Annotated in this window: 23 protein-coding genes; 9 read left to right on the top strand and 14 right to left on the bottom strand. The window is 59.2% G+C overall.

Annotated elements, in window-relative coordinates:
* Nucleotides 1–84 precede the first annotated feature (84 nt).
* Nucleotides 85–1,017, top strand: a complete 933-nt coding sequence (locus tag FHT78_RS27665) for a pyridoxal-phosphate dependent enzyme (RefSeq protein WP_183749748.1) — start codon at nt 85–87, stop codon at nt 1,015–1,017.
* 63 nt (nt 1,018–1,080) lie between these two features.
* Here the strand turns inward: FHT78_RS27665 and leuD are convergent, their stop codons facing one another.
* The 3 genes from leuD to FHT78_RS27680 all read right to left on the bottom strand — a co-directional run bounded on the left by leuD (nt 1,081) and on the right by FHT78_RS27680 (nt 2,587).
* The gene (leuD, locus tag FHT78_RS27670) at nt 1,081–1,689 is read right to left on the bottom strand and encodes a 3-isopropylmalate dehydratase small subunit (RefSeq protein ID WP_183749749.1); all 609 of its coding nucleotides are present in this window, start codon (nt 1,687–1,689) and stop codon (nt 1,081–1,083) included.
* Between the two features lie 132 nt (nt 1,690–1,821).
* Complete coding sequence (locus FHT78_RS27675; RefSeq protein ID WP_183749750.1) at nt 1,822–2,241, bottom strand: glyoxalase/bleomycin resistance/extradiol dioxygenase family protein; 420 nt, start codon at nt 2,239–2,241, stop codon at nt 1,822–1,824.
* Between the two features lie 109 nt (nt 2,242–2,350).
* Complete coding sequence (locus FHT78_RS27680; protein ID WP_183749751.1) at nt 2,351–2,587, bottom strand: hypothetical protein; 237 nt, start codon at nt 2,585–2,587, stop codon at nt 2,351–2,353.
* Nucleotides 2,588–2,700: 113 nt separating this feature from the next.
* Between FHT78_RS27680 and FHT78_RS27685 the strand changes: the two genes are divergently transcribed.
* Nucleotides 2,701–3,606 carry a CoA ester lyase gene (locus FHT78_RS27685; protein WP_183749752.1) on the top strand — a complete coding sequence of 302 codons (906 nt, stop codon included), beginning with the start codon at nt 2,701–2,703 and terminating at the stop codon, nt 3,604–3,606.
* Nucleotides 3,606–3,812, top strand: coding sequence for a DUF1737 domain-containing protein (locus FHT78_RS27690; protein WP_183749753.1), 207 nt, complete (start codon nt 3,606–3,608; stop codon nt 3,810–3,812). Before FHT78_RS27685 ends, FHT78_RS27690 begins: the two co-directional genes overlap by 1 nt.
* Before the next feature lies 1 nt (nt 3,813).
* On the opposite strand, the gene FHT78_RS27695 is transcribed toward FHT78_RS27690, so the two are convergent.
* Nucleotides 3,814–4,251 carry a metallopeptidase family protein gene (locus tag FHT78_RS27695; RefSeq protein ID WP_183749754.1) on the bottom strand — a complete coding sequence of 146 codons (438 nt, stop codon included), beginning with the start codon at nt 4,249–4,251 and terminating at the stop codon, nt 3,814–3,816.
* Between the two features lie 162 nt (nt 4,252–4,413).
* On the opposite strand from FHT78_RS27695, the gene FHT78_RS29505 reads away from it, so the two are divergent.
* The 5 genes from FHT78_RS29505 (at nt 4,414) to bfr (ending at nt 11,228) form a co-directional block, all read left to right on the top strand.
* Entirely contained in the window at nt 4,414–5,358 is a 945-nt protein-coding gene (locus FHT78_RS29505; protein ID WP_246715435.1) for a hypothetical protein, read from the top strand.
* Nucleotides 5,309–6,817 carry a DNA polymerase Y family protein gene (locus FHT78_RS27700; RefSeq protein ID WP_348644770.1) on the top strand — a complete coding sequence of 503 codons (1,509 nt, stop codon included), beginning with the start codon at nt 5,309–5,311 and terminating at the stop codon, nt 6,815–6,817. The genes FHT78_RS29505 and FHT78_RS27700 overlap by 50 nt, the downstream gene beginning before the upstream one ends.
* The gene (locus FHT78_RS27705; RefSeq protein ID WP_183749756.1) at nt 6,814–10,293 is read left to right on the top strand and encodes an error-prone DNA polymerase; all 3,480 of its coding nucleotides are present in this window, start codon (nt 6,814–6,816) and stop codon (nt 10,291–10,293) included. The genes FHT78_RS27700 and FHT78_RS27705 overlap by 4 nt, the downstream gene beginning before the upstream one ends.
* A 109-nt stretch (nt 10,294–10,402) precedes the next feature.
* Nucleotides 10,403–10,777 (top strand): (2Fe-2S)-binding protein, encoded by a 375-nt coding sequence (locus FHT78_RS29510; RefSeq protein ID WP_246715436.1) that lies wholly within the window; start codon nt 10,403–10,405, stop codon nt 10,775–10,777.
* Complete coding sequence (gene bfr / locus FHT78_RS27715; protein ID WP_027512212.1) at nt 10,743–11,228, top strand: bacterioferritin; 486 nt, start codon at nt 10,743–10,745, stop codon at nt 11,226–11,228. The genes FHT78_RS29510 and bfr overlap by 35 nt, the downstream gene beginning before the upstream one ends.
* Before the next feature lie 89 nt (nt 11,229–11,317).
* Here the strand turns inward: bfr and FHT78_RS27720 are convergent, their stop codons facing one another.
* The 6 genes from FHT78_RS27720 to rsfS all read right to left on the bottom strand — a co-directional run bounded on the left by FHT78_RS27720 (nt 11,318) and on the right by rsfS (nt 17,061).
* Nucleotides 11,318–11,851, bottom strand: coding sequence for an RNA pyrophosphohydrolase (locus tag FHT78_RS27720; RefSeq protein ID WP_183749758.1), 534 nt, complete (start codon nt 11,849–11,851; stop codon nt 11,318–11,320).
* A gap of 12 nt (nt 11,852–11,863) precedes the next feature.
* Nucleotides 11,864–13,063, bottom strand: a complete 1,200-nt coding sequence (locus FHT78_RS27725) for a divergent polysaccharide deacetylase family protein (protein ID WP_183749759.1) — start codon at nt 13,061–13,063, stop codon at nt 11,864–11,866.
* 77 nt (nt 13,064–13,140) lie between these two features.
* Nucleotides 13,141–14,463: a S41 family peptidase gene (locus FHT78_RS27730; protein ID WP_183749760.1), complete on the bottom strand. Its 1,323-nt coding sequence runs from the start codon at nt 14,461–14,463 to the stop codon at nt 13,141–13,143.
* A complete protein-coding gene (locus FHT78_RS27735; RefSeq protein WP_183749867.1) occupies nt 14,453–15,862 on the bottom strand; it encodes a murein hydrolase activator EnvC in 1,410 nt (469 codons plus the stop codon). The genes FHT78_RS27730 and FHT78_RS27735 overlap by 11 nt, the downstream gene beginning before the upstream one ends.
* Nucleotides 15,863–16,016: 154 nt before the next feature.
* The gene (rlmH, locus tag FHT78_RS27740) at nt 16,017–16,499 is read right to left on the bottom strand and encodes a 23S rRNA (pseudouridine(1915)-N(3))-methyltransferase RlmH (RefSeq protein WP_183749761.1); all 483 of its coding nucleotides are present in this window, start codon (nt 16,497–16,499) and stop codon (nt 16,017–16,019) included.
* Between the two features lie 118 nt (nt 16,500–16,617).
* Nucleotides 16,618–17,061 (bottom strand): ribosome silencing factor, encoded by a 444-nt coding sequence (rsfS, locus tag FHT78_RS27745; protein ID WP_183749762.1) that lies wholly within the window; start codon nt 17,059–17,061, stop codon nt 16,618–16,620.
* A 209-nt stretch (nt 17,062–17,270) separates the two neighbouring features.
* Here rsfS and FHT78_RS27750 point away from each other — a divergent pair, with 209 nt between their 5' ends.
* A complete protein-coding gene (locus FHT78_RS27750) occupies nt 17,271–17,648 on the top strand; it encodes a winged helix-turn-helix domain-containing protein (protein WP_183749763.1) in 378 nt (125 codons plus the stop codon).
* Here FHT78_RS27750 and modC read toward each other — a convergent pair whose 3' ends face one another.
* The 4 genes from modC to FHT78_RS27770 all read right to left on the bottom strand — a co-directional run bounded on the left by modC (nt 17,649) and on the right by FHT78_RS27770 (nt 21,380).
* Nucleotides 17,649–18,719 carry a molybdenum ABC transporter ATP-binding protein gene (gene modC / locus FHT78_RS27755; protein ID WP_183749764.1) on the bottom strand — a complete coding sequence of 357 codons (1,071 nt, stop codon included), beginning with the start codon at nt 18,717–18,719 and terminating at the stop codon, nt 17,649–17,651. It lies immediately after the preceding gene.
* Nucleotides 18,716–19,417: a molybdate ABC transporter permease subunit gene (gene modB, locus FHT78_RS27760; protein ID WP_183749765.1), complete on the bottom strand. Its 702-nt coding sequence runs from the start codon at nt 19,415–19,417 to the stop codon at nt 18,716–18,718. The genes modC and modB overlap by 4 nt, the downstream gene beginning before the upstream one ends.
* 76 nt (nt 19,418–19,493) lie before the next feature.
* Nucleotides 19,494–20,285, bottom strand: a complete 792-nt coding sequence (modA, locus tag FHT78_RS27765; RefSeq protein WP_183749766.1) for a molybdate ABC transporter substrate-binding protein — start codon at nt 20,283–20,285, stop codon at nt 19,494–19,496.
* A 495-nt stretch (nt 20,286–20,780) separates the two neighbouring features.
* Nucleotides 20,781–21,380 (bottom strand): nicotinate-nucleotide adenylyltransferase, encoded by a 600-nt coding sequence (locus FHT78_RS27770; protein WP_246715438.1) that lies wholly within the window; start codon nt 21,378–21,380, stop codon nt 20,781–20,783.
* Nucleotides 21,381–21,386 lie beyond the last annotated feature (6 nt).

Raw genomic sequence — 21,386 nt, forward strand, 5'->3', positions numbered from 1 at the left:
TAATGTGATATCTGCGCAGGTTGCTCCGTTGCCTGCAAACGGGCTAAAACGGCAGCTCCGCCTATTCTTTTTCGGATATTCTCCATGTCCTTCGCGCCTCTCCATCTCGACACGCCCCTCCTCCAGACTACGGCTGATTATAGTGCCAGCGGCAAGCCGCTCTGGCTGAAGCTTGATGCTATGCAGCCCTCCGGCAGCTTCAAGCTTCGCGGCGTCGGCCGGCTTTGCCAGCACGAGGTTCAAAAGGGAGCGCGCGAAATCTTCTGCGCCTCCGGCGGCAATGCCGGCATTGCGGCAGCCTATGCCGGCCGGGCGCTCGGCGTACCCGTTACGATCATCGTGCCCGAGACGACGGCGCCCGACGTGCGCCGGACGATTGCCGCAATGGGTGCCAATGTACTGGTCCATGGATCTGTCTTTGACGAGGCCAATGCCCATGCGATCGAGCTCGCCGAAAGCAGCAAGGCGACTTACGTGCATCCCTTCGATCACCCACTCCTGTGGGATGGCCATGCGACGCTGATCGATGAAGTGGTGGCAAAAGGTGTCAAGTTCGATTGCGTCGTTACCAGTGTCGGCGGCGGCGGGCTGCTTGCCGGCATCGTCGAGGGGCTGAAGCGGAATGGGCTTTCCGACGTGCCCGTCATTGCCGTCGAGACGGAAGGAGCTGCATCGTTTCACGCAAGTCTGAAGGCCAATGAGCGTATTTCGCTACCGGTCATTACATCGATTGCCACCTCGCTCGGCGCGCGGCAAGTGGCGCAGCATGTCTTTGATCTGCCGAAACATCACCCGATCGAAAGCGTTCTCGTCAGCGATGCCGATGCCGTGGTCGCCTGCTGGAAATTTGCCGATGCGCAACGCATCCTAGTCGAACCGGCTTGCGGTGCAGCCCTTGCCGTTGCCGACGTGCATGCCGGTCTGTTGTCGCGCTTTAACAATCCGCTTATCGAAGTCTGCGGCGGCATCGGCGTGTCACTCGAAAAGCTTGATGTCTGGAAAGAGAAGTTTCTCTGAGATCCGGGCAAAGAAAAAGCCGGGTGAAAGCCCGGCTTGATCTCAAAGCAAATTTGGTGAGGCTCAGGCAGCCCAGGGGTGCGAAGCGGCGTTCTTCTTTTCGAACTCGTCGATCGCTGTGCCCTTTTCCATGGTCAGGCCGATATCGTCGAGGCCGTTCAGCAGGCAGTGGCGCTTGAATTCGTCGAGATCGAACTTGATCGAGCCGCCGTCCGGGCCGGTGATTTCGAGATTTTCGAGGTCGACGGTCAGAATGGCGTTGGAACCACGCTCGGCGTCGTCCATCAACTTGTCGAGGTCTTCCTGGCTGACCTTGATCGGCAGGATGCCGTTCTTGAAACAGTTGTTGTAGAAGATATCGGCGAAGCTGGTGGAGATCACGCAGCGGATGCCGAAATCGAGCAGCGCCCACGGAGCATGCTCACGCGAGGAGCCGCAGCCGAAATTGTCGCCGGCAACCAGGATCTTCGCCTCGCGATAAGCCGGCTTGTTCAATACGAAATCAGGATTTTCGGAACCGTCTTCGTTGTAGCGGGCTTCGGCGAAAAGGCCCTTGCCAAGGCCGGTACGCTTGATGGTCTTCAGATAGTCCTTCGGAATGATCATGTCGGTGTCGATGTTGACGACCGGCAGGGGCGCTGCGACGCCCGTGAGCTTCACGAATTTATCCATGACCGATGCTCCATTTCAGCAAAACGTACTTTCTGATTTTGCATCTATTCCAGTTTTCCGCCGAAATGAAGAAGAATCTTTCGCTGATGGAGGCCGCGCGACGTTTCCCGCGGCCTGCCGATTGCGCGACCTTTACTTGGACGGTGCGTTCAGACCCCAGAGCACACCGAACGGATCACGAAGCTGGCCGTAGCGGTCACCCCAGAACATCAGTTCGACCGGCATGACCACTTCGGCGCCGGCAGCCACCGCGCGATCCCACCAGAAATCGATATCGTCGATCACCAGCTGGATAGCAAAGCCTTCATGGCCCTTGAAGGGATGGCCGTATTCCGGATAGGCATCCGACAGCATGAGCGAGCTGCCGTTGATATAAAGGTGCACATGCATCGTGCGGCCACTCTCGTCGGGCGGCACGATATAGGCCTGTTCGGCGCCGAAAGCCTTCTTGTAGAATTCCGCAGCCTTTGCCGCGCCATCGACCGTCAGATAGGGAAGCAGGCCATTCTTGACCGGCGGCATCTTGGCCTGGTTGCTCTCCATCGCGTCCATGCTCGTCCTCCATTCGTTTTTGAAGTGCCGGCTGAATGCTCGGCTGCTTCAAGGACGTAGCATGGGAGTGTGAGCCGACAATGTCGGTCAGAATTTCAGCGAAAAGCGATCAGAGATCGATGATCGTGCCGCGGCCGTCATTCCAGATGCGCATTTCGCGCTTGCCGTCAGCGCGAGCGCGGGCGCGCACGGGAGCGGGCTTCATCTTCATCGAAAGGGCGCGGCCGACCATGAGCACGGTCAGGATGCCGCCGACGGCGAGCGTGACCGAGAAGGTGAGAAGCAGCATGGCCACGAAGACGGTGGCGCCAGCAAGCATGAAGAAGATGGAGCGAATGTTCTGCATTGGTTATAGACCTTTCTACGGAAAGGAATGTGGTCCTTCTTTTTCATCTCTGCAAGCCAAGCATGGCTTTTTGTTGTCTTGCGAGGCTTTACGAAGCTTGGCACTAATGGTCCATGAGCCGAACACCACCTCTTCGTTCCCTGCGTCTGCGCCGCTCGGTACTGAGCGTACCCGCCATCAACGCGCGTGCACTTGAAAAGACCCATTCCCTTGATTGCGATGCGGTTATTCTCGATCTCGAGGATTCCGTCGCGCCTGAGAAGAAGGCGGAAGCGCGCGACAATCTGAAAGCTTTTTTTGCCGGACCGCCGCTTGAGGGCAAGGAAAGGATCATCCGCATCAATTCTTTGTCATCCGGATTCGGACTGGCGGATCTGGAGTTGATAAAGGCATTATCGCCCGATGCTGTTCTCCTGCCGAAGGTGGACGAACCGCAGGACGTCATGGCCATCAGTGATCTGCTTGCCGAGGCCTATGCGCCGGAGGAGTTGCGCATCTGGGCGATGATCGAGACGCCGCGCGGCGTGCTGAATGCCGCAGCGATCGCCGAATCCGGCCGCACGCCGGGATCGCGGCTCGATTGCCTCGTCGTCGGCCTCAACGACCTGCGCAAGGAAACAGGGGTTCTGCCGCAGACCGGGCGGACTTATCTCGTGCCGTGGCTGATGCAGGTCATTCTGGCGGTCAAGGCCTATGGACTCGATGCGCTGGACAGCGTCTTCAACGATTTCCGGAATGCCGATGGCTTCGATGCCGAATGCGGGCAGGGCCGCGGCATGGGTTTTGTGGGCAAGATGCTGATCCATCCAGCGCAGATCGAAGCCGCCAACCGGTATTTCGGGCCTGACGCAGAAGAGATTGCGGAGGCGGAGGCAATCATTGCCGCCTTTGCCGACCCGGCGACCGAGGGGCTCAACGTCATCAATGCGAATGGGAGGATGATCGAGCGGCTGCATCTTGTCCAGGCCGAAGCTCTGGTCCATAAAGCGCACCTGATTTCCGCAAGAAAGCCCGCCTGATGAAACTCTACCGCTTCCTGACCGGTCCCGACGACGCTTCCTTCTGCCACAAGGTGACGGCGGCGCTGAACAAGGGCTGGTCGCTGTCCGGTTCGCCCACCTATGCCTTCAACGCTGCGACCGGCCAGATGCAGTGTGGCCAGGCCGTGGTCAAGGAGGTCGAGGGCAAGGATTATCACCCGGACATGAAGCTGTCCGAACAATAAATCAGCGTTCGGCCGCTTCTTCGGCGCTTGCCTCAATGCGTTCCATGTCGTCGTCGCTGAGGCCGAAGTGGTGACCGATCTCATGGATCAGCACATGGGTGATGATATCACCCAGCGTTTCGTCGTTTTCGGCCCAGTAATCGAGGATCGGACGGCGATAGAGGCGGATGCGGTTCGGCATTTCGCCGGTTTCCACTGTAAAGCGCTCCGAAATGCCGCGGCCCTCGAAAAGGCCGAGCAGGTCGAAGGGCGTTTCCAGCGCCATGTCCTCGAAAACTTCGTCATCGGGGAAGTCTTCGATTTCGATGGTCAGATTGGTCGTCAGCTTGCGAAATTCGTCCGGCAGATGGCTGTAGGCCTCCATTGCCAGCGACTCGAAGACGCTGATCGTCGGCGCATGGCGGTCCCGCCAATCATCGCTCCGGTCTATGTGGGCCATGAATATTCCTTCCTTTGCCGGCCCATATAGAGCCTTTATCGCCGATTTTCGAGTGCGGAATCAAAGGCAGGAATAAATTCTTATAAAATGGCCGTTGACTCTTCATTAGAGCTCTGGAATCTATAAGAACATAACAGGAACAAGACGGATGGAGAGAACGCCATGGCGCAGACCGCCCTGGCGCGCGAGCGGCTTTTTGCGCTCCGCGAAACCATTGCTCGACTGGAGGGAAAATCCACGCCGGCGCTGGCCGCGGCGGAACGGGAAGCCCTCTCGGAAGGTTGCGAGAGACGGCAGGATTGCATTCTGCCTCGGCTGTCTTTTGGCATTCAACCGTTCGATGAGGCCCTGGAAGGCGGCCTGCAGCTCGATGCGATTACCGAATTCCGTGCGGCGCGTTCCGGCGATGCAGGGGCGGTAAGCGGTCTGGCGATGGCCATTGCGGCGCGACTGCAGAAGCAGGAAGAGGATGCCGGCAGGCTGCTGCCGCTGCTCTGGATCGGTGATGCCGTCGGCACACTGGAGGCAGGTCGTCCCTATGCTCCGGGGCTGAAGGATTTCGGGCTGAAGCCGGAAAGGTTTTTCCATGCCGCGCCGCGCAAACTGGAGGATGCGCTCTGGCTGGCGGAAGCGGCCCTTGAATGTGCTGCCTTCTCGGCCGTCGTCTTTGAAGTGCGCGGCAATCCCTTGCATTTCGGCCTGACCGAAAGCCGCCGACTCAATCTCAAGGCACGCGCCGTCCGGCGTCCGCTCTTTCTCGTCCGTCAGGCCGGGGAGGAGGAGGCGAGCAGTGCCGCTTTCCGTCTGCATGTCGAGCCGGCGCCATCTGACCTGCGGCCGCTGCCGGACGGATCGAAGCTTTCCGGCAGCATCGGCAATCCGATTTTCCGTCTCACGCTGGAGAAGAGTCGCAATCCGGCCCCGCTTTCCTTTCTTCTGGAGTGGAACCCCCATGAACGCGAATTTCACCCTATCGACGAACCAAGCTTCGCTCGCCCTCCAGGCGAACAGTCAGCGCATTCTGGCGCTCAGCTTTCCGCATCTGCCAACGGACCGCATCGCCCGCAGACGGTGGGGGCTCTCCTGGCGTTCGAAAGGGCGTCCTGAAGCGGCACCCCTCGTCTGTTCCGGCAAGCTCAACAATGCCATGCGGCTGACGGCGCTGGACGAGTTCGCCGAGAAGGTGGGGCTGAGAAAGGAACAGGGTGTTGCCGAAGCGCGCGCCATGTATCCGGCGCTCGATGTCGTAGAAGAGGATCCTGCGGCCGATCGCCGGCTGCTGGATGCGATTGCAGATTGGTGCGACCGTTATACGCCGATGGTGGCGCTCGACGGCAAGGACGGGTTGTTCCTCGATATTACCGGCTGCGCGCATCTCTTCGGCGGGGAGAGGGCGCTTCTTCAGGATATCCTGTCACGGCTCTTTCATATGGGGCTCGATGCGCGGGGCGCGATCTCCTCGTCGCCTGGTCTTTCCTGGGCCGTCTCCCGTTTCGGGCAGGGCGGTGTCGTGGACGACGAGGAGAGTGAGCGTATGCTGATGCCGCTGCCTGTCGCGGCCTTGCGGCTGGAAGGCCAGACTGTCGATGCCTTGAGGAAGCTCGGTCTCAAATATGTCGGTGACGTTATCCATGCGCCGAGGGCGCCGTTGACCCGCCGCTTCGGGCCGGCACTGCTGCTGCGCCTCGATCAGGCGCTTGGCCGTGAAGAGGAGCCGATCTCACCTCGACGGCCTGTCGCCAGCCTCTCGTCCGAACACCGTCTGGTAGAGCCGATCGGAACGGAAGAACAGATCCTTGCCGTCACAGGACAGGCTGCCGTATCGCTGAAACCGTCCCTGGAGGCGCGCGGCGCTGGCGGGCGGGTTTTCGAACTGGTGCTATTCCGTGTCGATGGCAGAGTGTTCCGCATTTCTGTCGGTGCCTCCCGGCCGCTTCGCGAACCGAAGCTCATAGCGAGATTATTTTCCGAGCGGCTACAGGTGATCTATGACGATATCGACGCCGGCTATGGTTTTGAGATCCTGCGCTTGAATGTATTGCGGCATGATCCGTTCAACGATGCGCAGGGTGATTTCGAAGGGGATCGACAGGGGGAAATCTCGCTTTCGAGTTTTGTCGACCGTGTCGCGGCCCGGCTTGGCGCGGATTGCCTGCAGAGCTTCCAGCTTCGTGAGAGCCATGTGCCGGAGCGTGCCGTGATGACGGTGCCGGCAATGGAGAACCTTCCGGCATTGCGGAAGACGGAGCAGGGAAGCGCGCTTCCTTTCCGTGAGGAGCGTCCGCTGCGGCTTTTTGCAACGCCGGAGCCGGTCGAGGTCGCATTTGCCGAGGTGCCTGATGGTGCGCCGCAGACATTCCGTTGGCGGCGCCTGCAGCATCAGGTGGCGAGGAGCGAAGGCCCTGAACGGATTGCCATGGAATGGTGGATCGATGGGGATGAGGTCCAGGCGCGTGATTACTTTCGGATCGAAGATGAGGTCGGGCACCGTTTCTGGATCTATCGCCGCGGCCTCTATGGCCAGAAACCCGATCCTCAATGGTTCATGCATGGGGTGTTTGCATGAGACCCGAGCCCGCGTTCTTCGAGATCGGCACGAGGACGAATTTTTCGTTCCTAGAAGGCGCGTCGAAACCGGAAGAGATGGTCGTGCAGGCCGCTTATCTGAAGCTCGGCGGTCTCGGCATTGCGGATCGGAATTCGGTTGCCGGCGTGGTGCGGGCGCATGCGCAGGCAGAACAGCTCGAGGAAAGATATAAGAACAGGGATGCGATCCTGGCTCAGGCAAAGAAGGAAGGGAAAACGGAGATCATTCTCGACCCTATCCGGATTCAGCCAGGCGCTCGTCTCGTCTTTTCCGATGGAACGCCCGATATCCTTGCCTATCCGCAAAACCGGCGAGGCTGGGCAAATCTCTGTCGCCTGCTCAGTGTCGGCAACCTGAAGGAAGAATCGGTCAAGGGAACCTGCATCCTGACGGAAGCAGAGCTCATGGAATGGGGCGATGAGATGATGCTTGCCCTCGTCCCTAATCGCACTGTCGTGAATGATCCACCCGGCCAGCCAGTCCTAGAAGATTATCTGGAACGATTTCGCAAACGTTTTCGCAAGACATTTTTCATGGCGCTATCGCCAGCCTATGACGGTCGTGATCGACAGGCTTTTGCGGTGCTCGCCATGCTTGCCGCCCGCAATCGCGTGCCGTTGATTGCCACCAATCAACCGCTCTATCACCACCCCGAGCGGCGGCCGCTTTCGGACGTCGTCATCGCAATCCAGAAACATGTGCAGATATCTGAAGCCGGATTCCTCCTGGCGCCCAATGGCGAGCGTTTTCTTAAGGATTCACGTGAAATAGTCAGGCTGTTCCGGGATTATCCTGGCGCGGTCGAGAATACGCAGGTCTTTTTCGGCAGGTTGAGCTTTTCGCTGAACGAGCTAAAGCACAATTATCCGCCTGAAAACGATCCCGGTGAAACGCCGCAGGAGACTCTCGAAAGGCTGACAAGAGCAGGTGCGGTAAAACGTTATCCTGATGGCGTTCCCGAAAAAGTGGCGAAGCAGATCGATTACGAGCTGAAGCTCATCGGCGACAAGAACTACGCCTCTTACTTCCTGACAGTTCACAAGATCATTCACCACGCCCGTTATGTGCTCGAAGTTCTGTGTCAGGGGCGAGGGTCGGCGGCCAATTCGGTTATCTGCTATTGCCTGGAAATTACAGAAGTCGATCCTCAAAAGAGCACGCTCCTCTTCGATCGTTTCATTTCAATGGATCGGGACGAACCGCCGGATATCGATGTTGATTTCGAGCATGAGCGGCGGGAAGAAGTCATTCAGTCTATTTATAAAAGATACGGTATTATGCATGCCGGGCTGACGGCTGCCGTCACCAGCTATCGCACTCGCTCGGCTGGCCGTGAGGTCGCCAAGGCCTTCGGTCTGTCGGAGGATGTTCAATCGGCGATCAGCAGCCTCGTCTGGGGATGGTCCGAAGACAATCTCTCGGAGCGGGATGCCAAGGCAGCTGGTCTCGATATCAAGGATCCAGTGACACGGAATGTGCTGAAATATGCCTGCGAGCTTCTCAGTTTTCCGCGCCATCTCACGCAGCATGTCGGCGGTTTCGTCATCACACGAGACCGGCTCGACGAGGTCGTGCCGATCATGAAGACGGCAATGCCGGATCGCTATATGATCGAGTGGGACAAGGACGATCTCGACAACGTCAAAATCCTCAAGGTGGATGTCCTGGCACTTGGTATGCTGACCTGCTTACGCAGGGCTTTCACGCTGCTTGCGCTGCACTACGACGTGAAAAAGACACTCGCGGACCTCGGCAATAGGGAGCACGGAGAGGAAGGCGAACCAGTTTATGACATGATGGGTCGGGCCGATACGCTTGGCGTTTTCCAGATTGAGAGCCGGGCGCAGATGAGTATGTTACCGCGCCTGAAGCCCAGAATCTTCTATGACCTCGTGATTGAAGTGGCGATCGTCCGGCCTGGTCCGATCCAGGGCGACATGGTGCACCCCTATCTGAAGCGCAGAGAGCTGCGGAATAAGAACCTTCCAATCGAATATCCAAGCGAAGAACTGAAGACTGTTCTTGAAAGAACCCTCGGGGTTCCCCTGTTTCAGGAACAGGCCATGCAGATTGCTATCACCGCAGCAGATTTTGAACCAGCAGAAGCAGATCGGCTCCGACGGTCGATGGCGACATTCAAGAGAACCGGCACCATTGATAGTTTCCAAAAACGGTTCGTGGATGGAATGATTAAAAATGGCTACGACCCTGAGTTCGCGGAGCAATGTTTCAACCAGATCAAGGGTTTTGGTGAATATGGCTTTCCCGAGAGCCATGCGGCCTCATTTGCTCTGCTCGTCTATGCATCCTCGTGGCTGAAAGCCTATTATCCCGACGTCTTCTGCGCGGCGATGCTGAATTCGCAGCCGATGGGTTTTTATGCGCCGGCGCAACTGGTGCGGGATGCACGTGAGCATGGGGTGAAAATCCTGCCGGCAGATATCAATCTGTCGAATTGGGAGTGTACGCTTGAAGAGGCGGCTTTTGAGCCGGCAGCAATCGATTTTCGTCACGGCGAGATGCGGGATATCATCAAGACTCGCCATGCTGTTCGGCTTGGTCTTCTGCAGATCAAGGGTGTTTCCCCTAAAGATATGGGAAAGCTCATCGAAAACCGCGGTGAGAGTTACCATTCTGTACGTGACCTCTGGTTACGCTCCGGCCTGCAGAAATCTGTCATCGAGCGGCTGGCAGATGCAGATGCCTTTCAATCCATCGGACTATCACGACGTCAGGCGTTGTGGGCGGTGCGAGCACTGGATGTGAAAAGCGCGACTGAGGAACTGCCGCTCTTCGAGAAGGTTCGCCACATCGATCCTCAGCCTGAGCCGGCTGCCAAACTCCCTGACATGCTGCCGGGCGAACAGGTCATCGAGGATTACCGCTACCTGTCGCTCTCTTTGAAAGGGCATCCCGTTTCCTTCCTGCGTGAAGAGCTAGGCAGGACGGGCGTGACGCGCAATGTCGATCTGCTTCGCGTTGCGAATGGGAGGCGCGTGATCATCGCGGGATTGGTGCTGGTACGCCAGCAGCCGGGTTCCGCGAAAGGTGTGATCTTCATGACGCTGGAGGACGAGACCGGCGTTGCCAATGCCATCGTCTGGAAGAAAGTCTTCGAAAAATACCGCGCCGTGGTCATGGGCGCCCGGCTCGTGAAAATCTATGGCAAATTACAAAGCCAGAGCGGCGTCATCCATACCGTTGTCGAACGTATCGAGGATATGACGCCGCTGCTCGGTATCCTTCAGCGAGAGACGAAACGCTTCGGCGTCAGCGAACGCTCGGACGAGGTGTTGCGCGCGACACAGGATCACCGGCAGCGGAAGGAGGCGGATAGCCTGGCGCGGGACAACCTGCTCAGCAAGATCGGCGAGAAAAGACCATCAGAGAGGGCGAGGGATGGTGATATCGCGGAGACCGCGAGCGTGATGCCGCGCGGGCGCAATTTCCACTGATTGACGCTCGCGGCCTGGAAATTGATGCTTCTTAAGGACTTACGAACAAGCTCGCCGGTGTGTGATGTCCCGCTGCGGAATCGTGATCGAATGAGGGTCGCGATTTTTCTTGACAGTTCCTATCTTCTTTTGCAGAAAACACGATAGTAAGTGTCATGTTTGGAATGAAGACGTGCTCGTCTGCAGTTGCAATTACATAACCGACAAGGAAATCCGGGACGTCATCAACAATCTTCTCGATGAGGATTGCTGGCAGCTTATCGTGCCGGCGAAGGTCTATCACGCCATGGCCAAACGCGGCCGCTGCTGCGGTTGTTTCCCGAACGTTGTCGATATCATCATCCAGACAACCGAAGATTATCATGCCCGCCGCCACTCGACGGAATCGGAAATATTTGATTTCATGTCGCGCCTGAGAAAATTCCATGAAGAAAACAGGAGAGCGGACATTGAAAGGCGACAAAAAGGTCATCGAGCGGCTTAACGAGGCTCTATTTTTAGAGCTCGGTGCGGTCAACCAGTATTGGGTTCACTATCGTCTTCTCGAGGACTGGGGCTACACTAAGCTCGCCAAGAAGGAGCGCGCCGAATCGATCGAGGAAATGCATCATGCCGACCGGCTGGTCGCGCGCATCATCTTCCTCGAAGGCCATCCCAATCTACAGACGCTTGCGCCGCTGCGCATCGGTCAGAACGTCAAGGAAGTTCTCGAGGCCGATCTTGCCGGAGAATATGACGCCCGCACCGCCTACAAGAAATCGCGCGATATCTGTCATGACGCCGGCGACTATGTTTCCATGAAGCTTTTCGAAGAGCTGCTGGCAGACGAGGAAGGCCATATCGATTTCCTCGAAACGCAGCTCGACCTGCTCGAAAAGATCGGAGAAGCGAAGTACGGCCAGCTCAACGCAGACTCGGCCAACGAAGCCGAATAACGCGCTATCGACAATCTCCTCTCAGCCGGCCGCCTCTTGGGCGGCCGGTTTCGTTTTGGCGCATCGATGAATGCTTCGGCCTATGCTGTTCAATCTTCCGGGGTCAAGCTTGAGAGGTGGCTGAACTCCGCCACGACCCGTTCATAGACGGCGCGCTTGAAGGGAACGATCAGGCCGGGCAGCTCTTCCATCGGCTTCCATTCCCAAGCATTGAATTCCGGCTCATGGCCGCCGGGGGGCGGGTTGATGGCGATCTCGCTTTCGTCGCCCTCGAAGCGAAAGGCGAACCAGCGCTGGGTCTGGCCACGATATTTGCCCCTTAAGCCGATGCCGATCAGCTGCGGCGGAAGGTCGTAATTGATCCAGTCCTTGGCCTCGGCGAGCAAGGTGACGGACCTGATGCCGGTTTCTTCGTAGAGTTCTCGATAGGCCGCCTCCAGCGGGTCCTCGCCCTTGTCGATGCCGCCCTGCGGCATCTGCCAGAGCTGGGGAGAGCCGTCATATTCGGAATTGCCGTCGGGAATGCGCCGCCCGGCCCAGACGAGGCCCTCGCGGTTGAGGATCATCACACCAACGCAGGGGCGATAGGGCAGGTCCTCGGCTTTTACGGTCGCCTCGCTCATGGTTCTCTCCGCTCAAGGATTCTTGGGGTCGTTGACGAGTGCTGCGACGCCGACAATCTCGATGCCGCGCATGGTCGCTTCCTCGCTCCATTTGGAGATTGCGTCAATGCTCTCGTCGAAAGCCGAGGCAACACCGATCGCCTGGCCATTGCGGCGGGCGATGCGCTCCAGTTCATCGAGCTTCTGCAGGATGGTGTTCACATCGACCTGGCCGTCCAGTTGCAGGTCGGCGAAAGCGTAGGGAAGTTCCGTGCCCTTGGCGACCGCAGCCGTCTTGGATTGCGCCGAAGTGCCATCGTCGAGGAACAGCAGCCCACGCTTGCCGATATCCCGCATGACCGGTTCCATCGCCTTGGGATCGGAGAGGAAACGTCCGCCCAGATAGTTCATGATGCCGGTGTAATTGGTGATTTCGCCCATGGCCCGATGCAGGCTTTCGAGGTTGCGCGCGACGGGCCTCGACGTCAGCAGCGTATCCGGTCCTGGATCATTCGCTGGATAATCAAATGGCTCCAGCGGCACCTGCAGCAATATTTCGTGTCCACCGCGGCGGGCATCCTGCATCCAGCGCTGCAGGCTGTTGCCGCTGGCGGCAAAGGCGAAGGTTATCTCCTCCGGCAATTGCTGTATGGCCCGTTGCGTGCCGGTCTGGCTGAGACCGAGGCCGCTGAGGACGATTGCTATCCGGATGCCGCGCGTGCCGGACCACGGCCGCGCATATTGATCCATCGGTCGCCGGCCATCGGGACCTGTGATCGGCAGCCGGCCGAAGGGCGTCTCTTCGAGCAGGTCGTCGTTGGGAATAGCCGCCATGCGGGGGTCCTGGCCGATTTGCGTGGCATCGACTAGAACCGGGCCGCTGCCGTCGCGGGATCGGGGGCTATACTTGGTAACGACAGAGCCATCCCCGGTGACCATGCGCTCCACGTTGGCGCCTGAGTTCGGCTCCGAACGCGGCGCACCGTTTGCCGCCTGATTGCCCGAGGTTGAAGGTTGCTGGATCGTATCGGTGGGCGGGGCGGCGGACGAGTCCTGCTGCGCCGGAGGCTTCGATTGCTCAAGGCCATCACTGCGAAATGCCGTGTAAAGGGAAAAGCCGCCAATCGCGACAAGACAGATACTCGAAGCAATCTGCCCGATCCGCAGTATGCCAGGGCGCTTTCGGGCGGCCTTGCGGTTGCGGCCCAGGGGTGCATGCAGGTCCGTTCCCAATTCCTTGCCACTCCAAAACCGGGAAACAGCAGAAAGTCTCAAGGCCGGGCGTGTTGCCCGGCCTTGAGATCGATGAATTACTTGGCGACGACGGCCTTATCCGGGTTCGGCGGGAATGACGGATCGGTCTTCTTGCCTCGCAGCAGGTCGAGCGCGTAGTTGAGCTGGACGTCGTCCTTCGGATCCGGCGGGACGTAGGCGACCGAGCCCGAACCTTCGTCGGTCTCGCTCTGGCCCTTGATGTGGCCGCGCAGGGCGGATTCGCCCTCGGTCACCATCTTGCCCTGGAGATCGGCGGGAAGGGGTTCTTCCACCTTGATGTCAGGCGTGATGCCGGTACCCTGGATCGAGCGGCCCGATGGCGTGTAATAAAGCGCCGTCGTCAGGCGCAGCGCGCCGTTTTCGCCAAGCGGAATGATGGTCTGCACCGAGCCCTTGCCGAATGAACGCGTGCCGAGAACGGTGGCACGGCGCAGATCCTGCAGGGCGCCGGCAACGATTTCCGATGCGGAAGCCGAGCCGCCGTTGATGAGGACGATCAGCGGCTTGCCATCCGTCAGATCGCCCGGACCGGCGTTGAAGCGGCGGGTTTCGTCCGGATTGCGGCCCCGGGTGGACACGACTTCGCCGCGCTGCAGGAAGGCGTCGGAAACATTGATCGCCTGATCGAGCAGACCCCCGGGGTTGAGACGCAGGTCAAGGACGAAGCCCTTGAGCTTGTCAGCCGGAACGGTCGCCTTGATCTTGGTGATCGCCTTTTCGAGATCGGGATAGGTCTTTTCGGTGAAGGAGATGACGCGCAGATAGCCGACATCATCCTCGACGCGCGACTTCACAGCCTGGACGGCAACGACGTCACGAACAATCGTCAATTCAATCGGCTTGTCGGCACCCTTGCGGATCAGCGTCAGCTTGATTGGCGTATTGACCGCGCCGCGCATCTTTTCGACGGCGTCTTCGAGCTTCAGGCCGCGGACGGACTGGCCATCGATCTCGGAAATATAGTCGCCGGCCAGAACGCCAGCTTTGGCAGCCGGAGTATCGTCGATCGGGGTGATGACCTTGACGAGCTCGTCTTCCATGGTGACTTCGATGCCGAGGCCGCCGAACTCGCCCTTGGTCTGGGTGCGCATGTCTTCGGCGTCCTTCGCATTCATGTAGCTGGAATGCGGATCGAGCGAGGACAGCATGCCGTTGATGGCGCTTTCGATCAGCTTATCCTCGGCCGGCGGCGTTACGTATTGTGCACGCACGCGTTCGAAGACGTCGCCGAATACCGAAAGCTCCTTATAGGTCGATGCGCCCGCCGCCTCTGCAGGCACGCCTGCGGAGTAAATGACGCTCATTGCGGTCGCGCCCATCAGGGCGCCGACCAGAACAAGAGAAGCCCTACGAATCATTGCGTGCCTTTCCAGTGTCTTTGGCGGTCCACCACGGCCGGGAATCGACCGGTTTACCGTCCTTTCGAAACTCAATGTAAAGCGTTGGCCGATCTGTTTCCAGCGCCAATGCAGTTGCGCTTGCCACTCTTTTCGCACCCATCACAGCCAGGGGTTCGCCGGAGAAAACAAATTTTCCCTGACGGGTGCTGATCGTATCCATGCCTGAGAGAACCAGGTGGTATCCGTCGCCGGCATCAAGGATGATCATCTGGCCATAGCTGCGGAAAGCACCGGCAAAAACCACCAGCCCGTCAGCAGGGGCCGTGATCACCGTTTCCGGATTGGTCGCGACCGTCATTCCCATCGCCTCGTGTCCGGTGCCATCGGCATCCCCGAACTGGCGCAGAATATCGCCTGCCACAGGCAGCTCCAGCTTCGCCTTCAAATCTCCGAAAGGATATGCGGGCGCAATGCGGTTTTTATCGGGCACTCCGCTGTCAGCCAAAGCCTTTGCCTGAGCGCGCTGCTCGTCGGTCAGGAGCTTGCGGTTTTCCTCTGCCTGCCTGGCGGCAGCGGCAGCATCGCGCACGGAGGCGATCTCCGTTTCCATCGAGGCGACGAGGCTTTCGAGCGTCGTTGCCTTGCTCGCCAGTTCCTGAGACCGCCGCTTTTCGGCTTCCAGTTCGGCGGCATTGGTGCGGCTCAACTTGTCGTTTTCGGCAAGCAGCAGGTCCATGCGCCGCTCCTCCTCCAGGCTGTTTGCCATGGTGGTGGTCAGGCCTTCCTTCTCCTTGGCACTTGCCGTCTGCAAAGCCGCGAGATCGGTGAGATCGGCTGCCAGCTTTTCGGTCTCCTTGCGGATACCAGGAACGACAGCGCCGAGCAGAATGGCGCTGCGAACCGAAGCCAGCGCATCATCGGGTGTGACGAGAAGGGCCGGCGGCGGGTTGCGGCCCATGCGCTGCAATGCGGCAAGAACCTCGGCCAGAAGGCCGCGGCGCTCGTGCAGCGAACGTCGGATGCCGTCTTCCTTGACGCCAAGCTCGGCGAGCTTCTTCTCGCTGTCGAGGATCTTGCCTTCCAAGCCTTTGCGGCGCGCGGCGGAATCGATCAATGCCTGTCGGATGCTTGCCGTGCTCTTTTCCAGATTGTCGATGCTGCTTTGAAGCTCGCTCACCTTGTCCGAGGAGAGGTTGATCGTCTTCGACAGCTTGTCGAGCTCTGCCCGCGTCTCGTCGCGCTTCTTCGCCAGTTCGGCGGCGGGGTCAGGCGGTGGTTGTTCGGCTGACGTGACCGGGGCGGCCTGTTCGGCTGTCGCAGGCGGAGCCGGCGCGTCCTGCGCCTGTACGGCAAAGGGGTTTCCCGAAATGGCAATGACGGCCGCACCGAGCCCTGCGGCAACGGCCGGCAAAAACAGGCGGGATCGCTTGGGGGCAGCTCTCGTCATGCGTGTCGGGGTTTACTCGTTCAAATCGCTCGGAATCTAAGCTGATTTGGGGCTATTGGCCAGAAAGTTTGAAGGAGAAGAGGTCGTCACGCAAAACACGGCTGCGTGAGTGTTTTTGGCCGCGTCAAACACGATGGTAAGGGTGGCCGGAAAGGATGGTCACCGCCCGATAGAGCTGTTCGGCAATCAGCGTGCGGACGATCTGATGAGGCCATGTCATCTTGCCAAGGCAAAGAGTCATGTCGGCCCGGTCGTAGAGGGAAGGATCGAGGCCATCGGCGCCGCCGATCGCGATCGTCAGGTCGCGTTTGCCCTGATCGCGATAGGTGCCGAGGAGATTGGCGAAAGCTTCGCTGTCCAGCGCCTTGCCGCGTTCATCGAGGAGAATGAGGATGCCGCCTTCGGAGAGCGACTTCTGCAGCATCGCCGCCTCCTCGCGCTTGCGGGTCTCCGCATTGGAGGCGCGGCTTTCAGCCACTTCGGCGATACGAGAAAATTCCAGGCCAACCGCAGGACCGGCCTTGGCAAAACGGTCGAAATAGCGGGCCGCAAGATCCTTTTCGGGGCCGGACTTCAGCCGTCCCACCGCAAAAAGACCAATCCGCATTCATCCGCTCCTGCTATGCCGCGCTTTGGAAGCGCAATGTGGACTTACCGGCCAGCGATTGAAAGCTGGCCCGGCCAGTTACCACGTCTCAGGCGCCGGACGAATGCCGGGCTGCCTGTCAGTGCCGCGTTTCCTCATCCATATCCGGAGCCGCCCACATCTTTTCGATGTTGTAGAACTCGCGAATTTCGGGACGGAACACATGCACGATGATGTCACCGGTATCGATCAGGATCCAGTCACCACCTTCCTGACCTTCGACGCGGGCTGTACCGAAGCCCTCGTCCTTGAGATCGGTCAGAAGATGATCGGCGATCGCCATGACATGCCTGTTCGAGCGGCCGGAGACGACAACCATGTAGTCTCCAAGCGCCGATTTTCCGGCAATGTTGATGGTGACGATATCTTCAGCTTTGGAGTCCTCGAGGCTGACGAGGACGGCTTCCAGAGCACGGGCGGCGGCATCGGCGCCACGTTCCGCACCCTTCGGGAGAACGGCAAGCGTTTTTCCCTTGGCGTGTACTGTTGTCAGTGCTTTCCCTTTCCTGGAATGACAAACCATGCACAACACGGATCCGGTACAACCGGATCATGGTTAAGATAGGCATCAAACCATTAACGTTTCAAGACGCGGCGCAGCGCGCGAGCGGCGGAAAGCCGCATTTGGCGTCACGAAATCAAGATTTCGACCCTCGGTCGAGATGGAGGGGCTGTGTACAGCGTTTGCGGTAGGGCGTAAAGTGCCGATGATTTCCGCAAATACTGACCGAAATGACCAAAACTGCCAAAAATCCGCTCGCCCCCGTCCTGCGAATCACCTTTCCCGATGACGATCGCCTCGGCCACGGCAAGATGGAGCTGCTCGAGCATATCCGCGAGACAGGTTCCATCTCGGCGGCCGGCCGCGCAATGGACATGTCCTATCGCCGTGCGTGGATGCTGGTTGCCGAGATGAACCGCATGTTCAAGTCGCAGGTGGTGGAATCGCAGCGTGGCGGCCAGAAGGGTGGTGGCGCGGCACTGACGCCGTTCGGCGAGCAACTGCTGGCGCGCTTTCGCGACATGGAAAAGACGGTACGCACCAGCCTTGCCGATGATCTCGCCTGGCTGGAAAACAACCGCAATCCGCTGCCGGACGGCCGGCGCTGATCAGGCTTGCAGCGCCACCGTCTTGATAACGGCGAAAGCCGGCATGCCCCGATATAATCCCAGACGCTCGCAGGACAGGGCAGTGATGCGCGAGAGCACGGCGTCGCCGGTGCAATCGAGGCGGATCTCGACGGTTCCATCCTCCGTTGGTGAAACCTGCGTGACGGTTCCTTCCAGAATGTTGAGGGCACTCAGCCCTTCCGGCTTCCGCGTTGCCAGCATCACGTCTCGGGCGGGGATATGGATGCGCACGGGCCTGCCTATGGCCGGCGCAGCACCCGGAACATAGAGCCTGCCCGCCTTCAGCAGCACCGTCGAAATCCGATTGGCCAAATCGATATCTTCGACCGTGCCTTCCAGAACGGCACCGGCTTCCTTTTGGTCCTCCGGGAGCAGCGACGAACGGCTGAGGATCTCTGTTGCGGGGCCTGCGGCTTCCACCTTGCCGTCGCGCATGACCACGACCCGATTTGCCAGGCGCGCGACTTCGGAGATCGAATGGCTGACATAGACGATCGGAATATCCATCTCGTCGCGCAGACGCTCGAGATAGGGCAGAATCTCGGCCTTGCGGGCTTCGTCCAAGGCGGCCAGGGGTTCGTCCATCAGGAGCAGGCGCGGCGAAGAAAGCAGTGCGCGACCGATCGCGACACGCTGCTTCTCGCCCCCCGACAGCTTTGAAGGGCTGCGGGCGAGCAACTGGCCGATGTCGAGCAGGTCGACGACATGATCGAAATTTTCAATGCGTGCGGATTTCGGCGTGAACCAGCGGCCATAGGAGAGGTTTGCCCGGACGCTCAAATGCGGAAAAAGCCGCGCTTCCTGGAAGACGTAGCCGAAACGGCGGCGGTGCCGGGGAACGAAGATGCCCTCTGCCGTATCCGTCAGCGCCTCGCCGTCGAGCAGGATCCGGCCTTCGGCCGGTCGTGTGAGGCCGGCGATGATGCGGATCACGGAGGTCTTGCCGGAGCCGGAACGACCGAAGAGCGCCGTCACGCCGCGTTCGGAGGTGAAGGCGGCATCGAGCCCGAAGGCGCCGAGGCGATGTCTTGCTTCAACGATGAGCGTCATTCCGGATCGGTCCTCCGGCCGGCGAGATAGGCAAGGAATTCCGAGGCGAGCAGGGCCAGCATGGAAATGGCGATGGAAATAAGGGTGAGCCGCATGGCGACGGCGTCACCGCCGGGCACCTGGGTGAAGGTATAGATGGCGGTCGATAGTGTCTGCGTTTCGCCCGGGATATTGGAGACGAAGGTGATGGTGGCGCCGAACTCGCCCATCGCCTTGGCAAAGCAGAGGATCATGCCGGTAATGATGCCCGGAATGATCAGCGGCAGCGTGACGGTCAGGAAGACCCAAGCCGGGCTTGCGCCGAGCGTTCCGGCCGCTTCCTCCAGCTTGCGGTCGACGGCCTCGATGGAGAGACGGACGCTGCGCACCATAAGCGGGAAGCCCATGACGCCGCAGGCGAGCGCTGCACCCGTCCAGCGGAAGGACAGTACGATGCCCAGATATTGATCCAGCAGGCTGCCGATCGGGCCGCGGCGGCCGAAAAGGACTAGCAGGATGAAGCCGGTCACGACAGGTGGCAGGATCAGCGGCAGGTGGACGATGCCATTCAGGACGGACTTGCCCCAGAAGCGGCCGCGGGCAAGCAGCAAGGCGACGAGGATGCCGAGCGGCAGGCTCGCCACCATGGCGACGAAGGAAATGCGCAGGCTCAGCAGGATCGCCGTCCATTCCTCATCGCGCAAGCCGAACATATCCAAAACGTCATCTTCTCCGAAACAGTGAAGGCCGCCGAAGCGAACCGTTCACGCTAGGCTCTGGGCGCTGATTGCGCAATTATTTCAGGATGGTGAAACCCTGCGTCGTGAAGAATGGGGCAGCCTTGTCCGACTTCAGGAAGTCGAGATAGGCAGCGGCATCCGGGTTCTTGCTCCCAGCAAGCAGGGCGACCGGGTAGATGATCGGTGGGTGGGAATCGGCCGGGAAGGTGCCGACGATCGCAACGCCCTTATCGGCCGCCGCATCGGTCCGATAGACGATTCCGTATGGTGCTTCGCCGCGGGAAACGAGGGCGAGGGCGGCGCGCACGCTTTCTGAATAGGCAACCTTGGTCTCGACGGACTTCCAGACGCCGAGTTTGTCGAGCGCTGTCTGGCCATACTTGCCGGCCGGAACCGACTTCGGCTCGCCCATGGCGAGCTTGCCGTCGCCGAGGAGGCCGGCGAGATCGAAGCCCACCTTGATTTCAACCGGTTTCTGTTTGCCGTTTTCAGCGACCAGAACGAGGCGGTTGCCGAGCAAGTTGGAGCGTGTGTCCATCTTGATCAGCTTTTTATCGGCGACATAGTCCATCCAGTTCAGGTCGGCAGAAATAAACACGTCAGCAGGGGCTGCATTCTCGATCTGCTTTGCCAGTGCGCCGCTTGCCGCATAAGAAACAACGGTTTCCCTGCCACTTTCCTTGGCCCAAGCGGCGTTGGCCGCATCAAGCGCATTTTTGAGGCTTGCAGCGGCGAAGACAGCTACCCTTTCGGCGGCTGCGGCAGGCGTCGAAAGCGCTGCTGCGCCAAGCCAGATGGCCGAGATCGCGGCGGTTGCCAGTTTCATCCAGTGGCGGCGGCTCTGCATAGTTTCTTCTCCCCGGATTCGAAATAGTTAGACGAATATAACGGTGTGTGGGCTTTGGCTAGAGTTGTATTTGGTAGAACATAACGGTGGCGGAGCGCGAATTTTTTGCACGCCGTCTCTTCACGCATTCGTGAGGTGCATGGCTCTCCTTGAGCCGAGAGCTCGTGAGGAAAAAATGTGGCGCTTCTACCTAGTAAATGACAAGAGATCTGAGGGGCCAGTTTGGATCAACCTGTTTTTGCTGATTAAATTGGCAGCGAAGGCGGTACTGTCCCACAGAGGTTTGCATTCTAAGCATTGCTGCAATGCACCAACCTATATTCACCTTCTGAACAAATGTGCTAAAAGACAATCATCCGACGGCTTCTCCTCCTCCCATAGCCGTCCGATAGGATCGACAACACTCCTCCTCCCAGTTGTCGATCAAGTTTTAAGCCCGACGCACCTCCTCCCGCGTCGGGCTTTTCATTTCCGGGAACTTTCAAACAATCCGATTTATTCCGCGGCCTTGTGCTGATCGCCGTTACGAATGGCTGTCGAGCTCAAAGTCGAGCGCGGACCGTGAATGAAGGTCCAGGCGGGCGCCGGTTTTTTCCAGAGAATACGGGCATCATCCTCGTCAATGCGGGCAAAAGCAAAGGTCTTGGCCATTTTCGAGGAAAGGTAGGAGAGCGTCGAGCCTGGTCTGTCGATAACCGCGATCGGAAAAGTCCGAGCGATATTCTGCCATTTCTGCCAGCGGTGGAAATTCTCCAGGCTATCGGCGCCCATGATCCAGATGAAATGCACATGCGGATTGCGCGCCTTGACCCGGGCAAGCGTATTGGCCGTGTAGCTTACGCCAAATGCCTGCTCGAATGCGGTGACCTTAATATGCGGGTCGGTCGCGATCGCCTCGCTGCGCGCTATACGCTCCGAAAGAGGTGCCAGATAATTGCGGCTTTTCAGCGGATTGCCCGGTGTCACCATCCACCAGAGCTGATCCAGCCCCAGGCGGCGGATGGCGATTTCGGCGACCAGGACATGGCCCTCATGCGGCGGATTGAACGAGCCGCCGAACAGACCGACGATCATGCCGCGTTCGCTATGCGGCATGCGGAG

Origin of the sequence: Rhizobium sp. BK196 (assembly GCF_014193255.1) — a bacterium.
Taxonomy (GTDB): domain Bacteria; phylum Pseudomonadota; class Alphaproteobacteria; order Rhizobiales; family Rhizobiaceae; genus Rhizobium.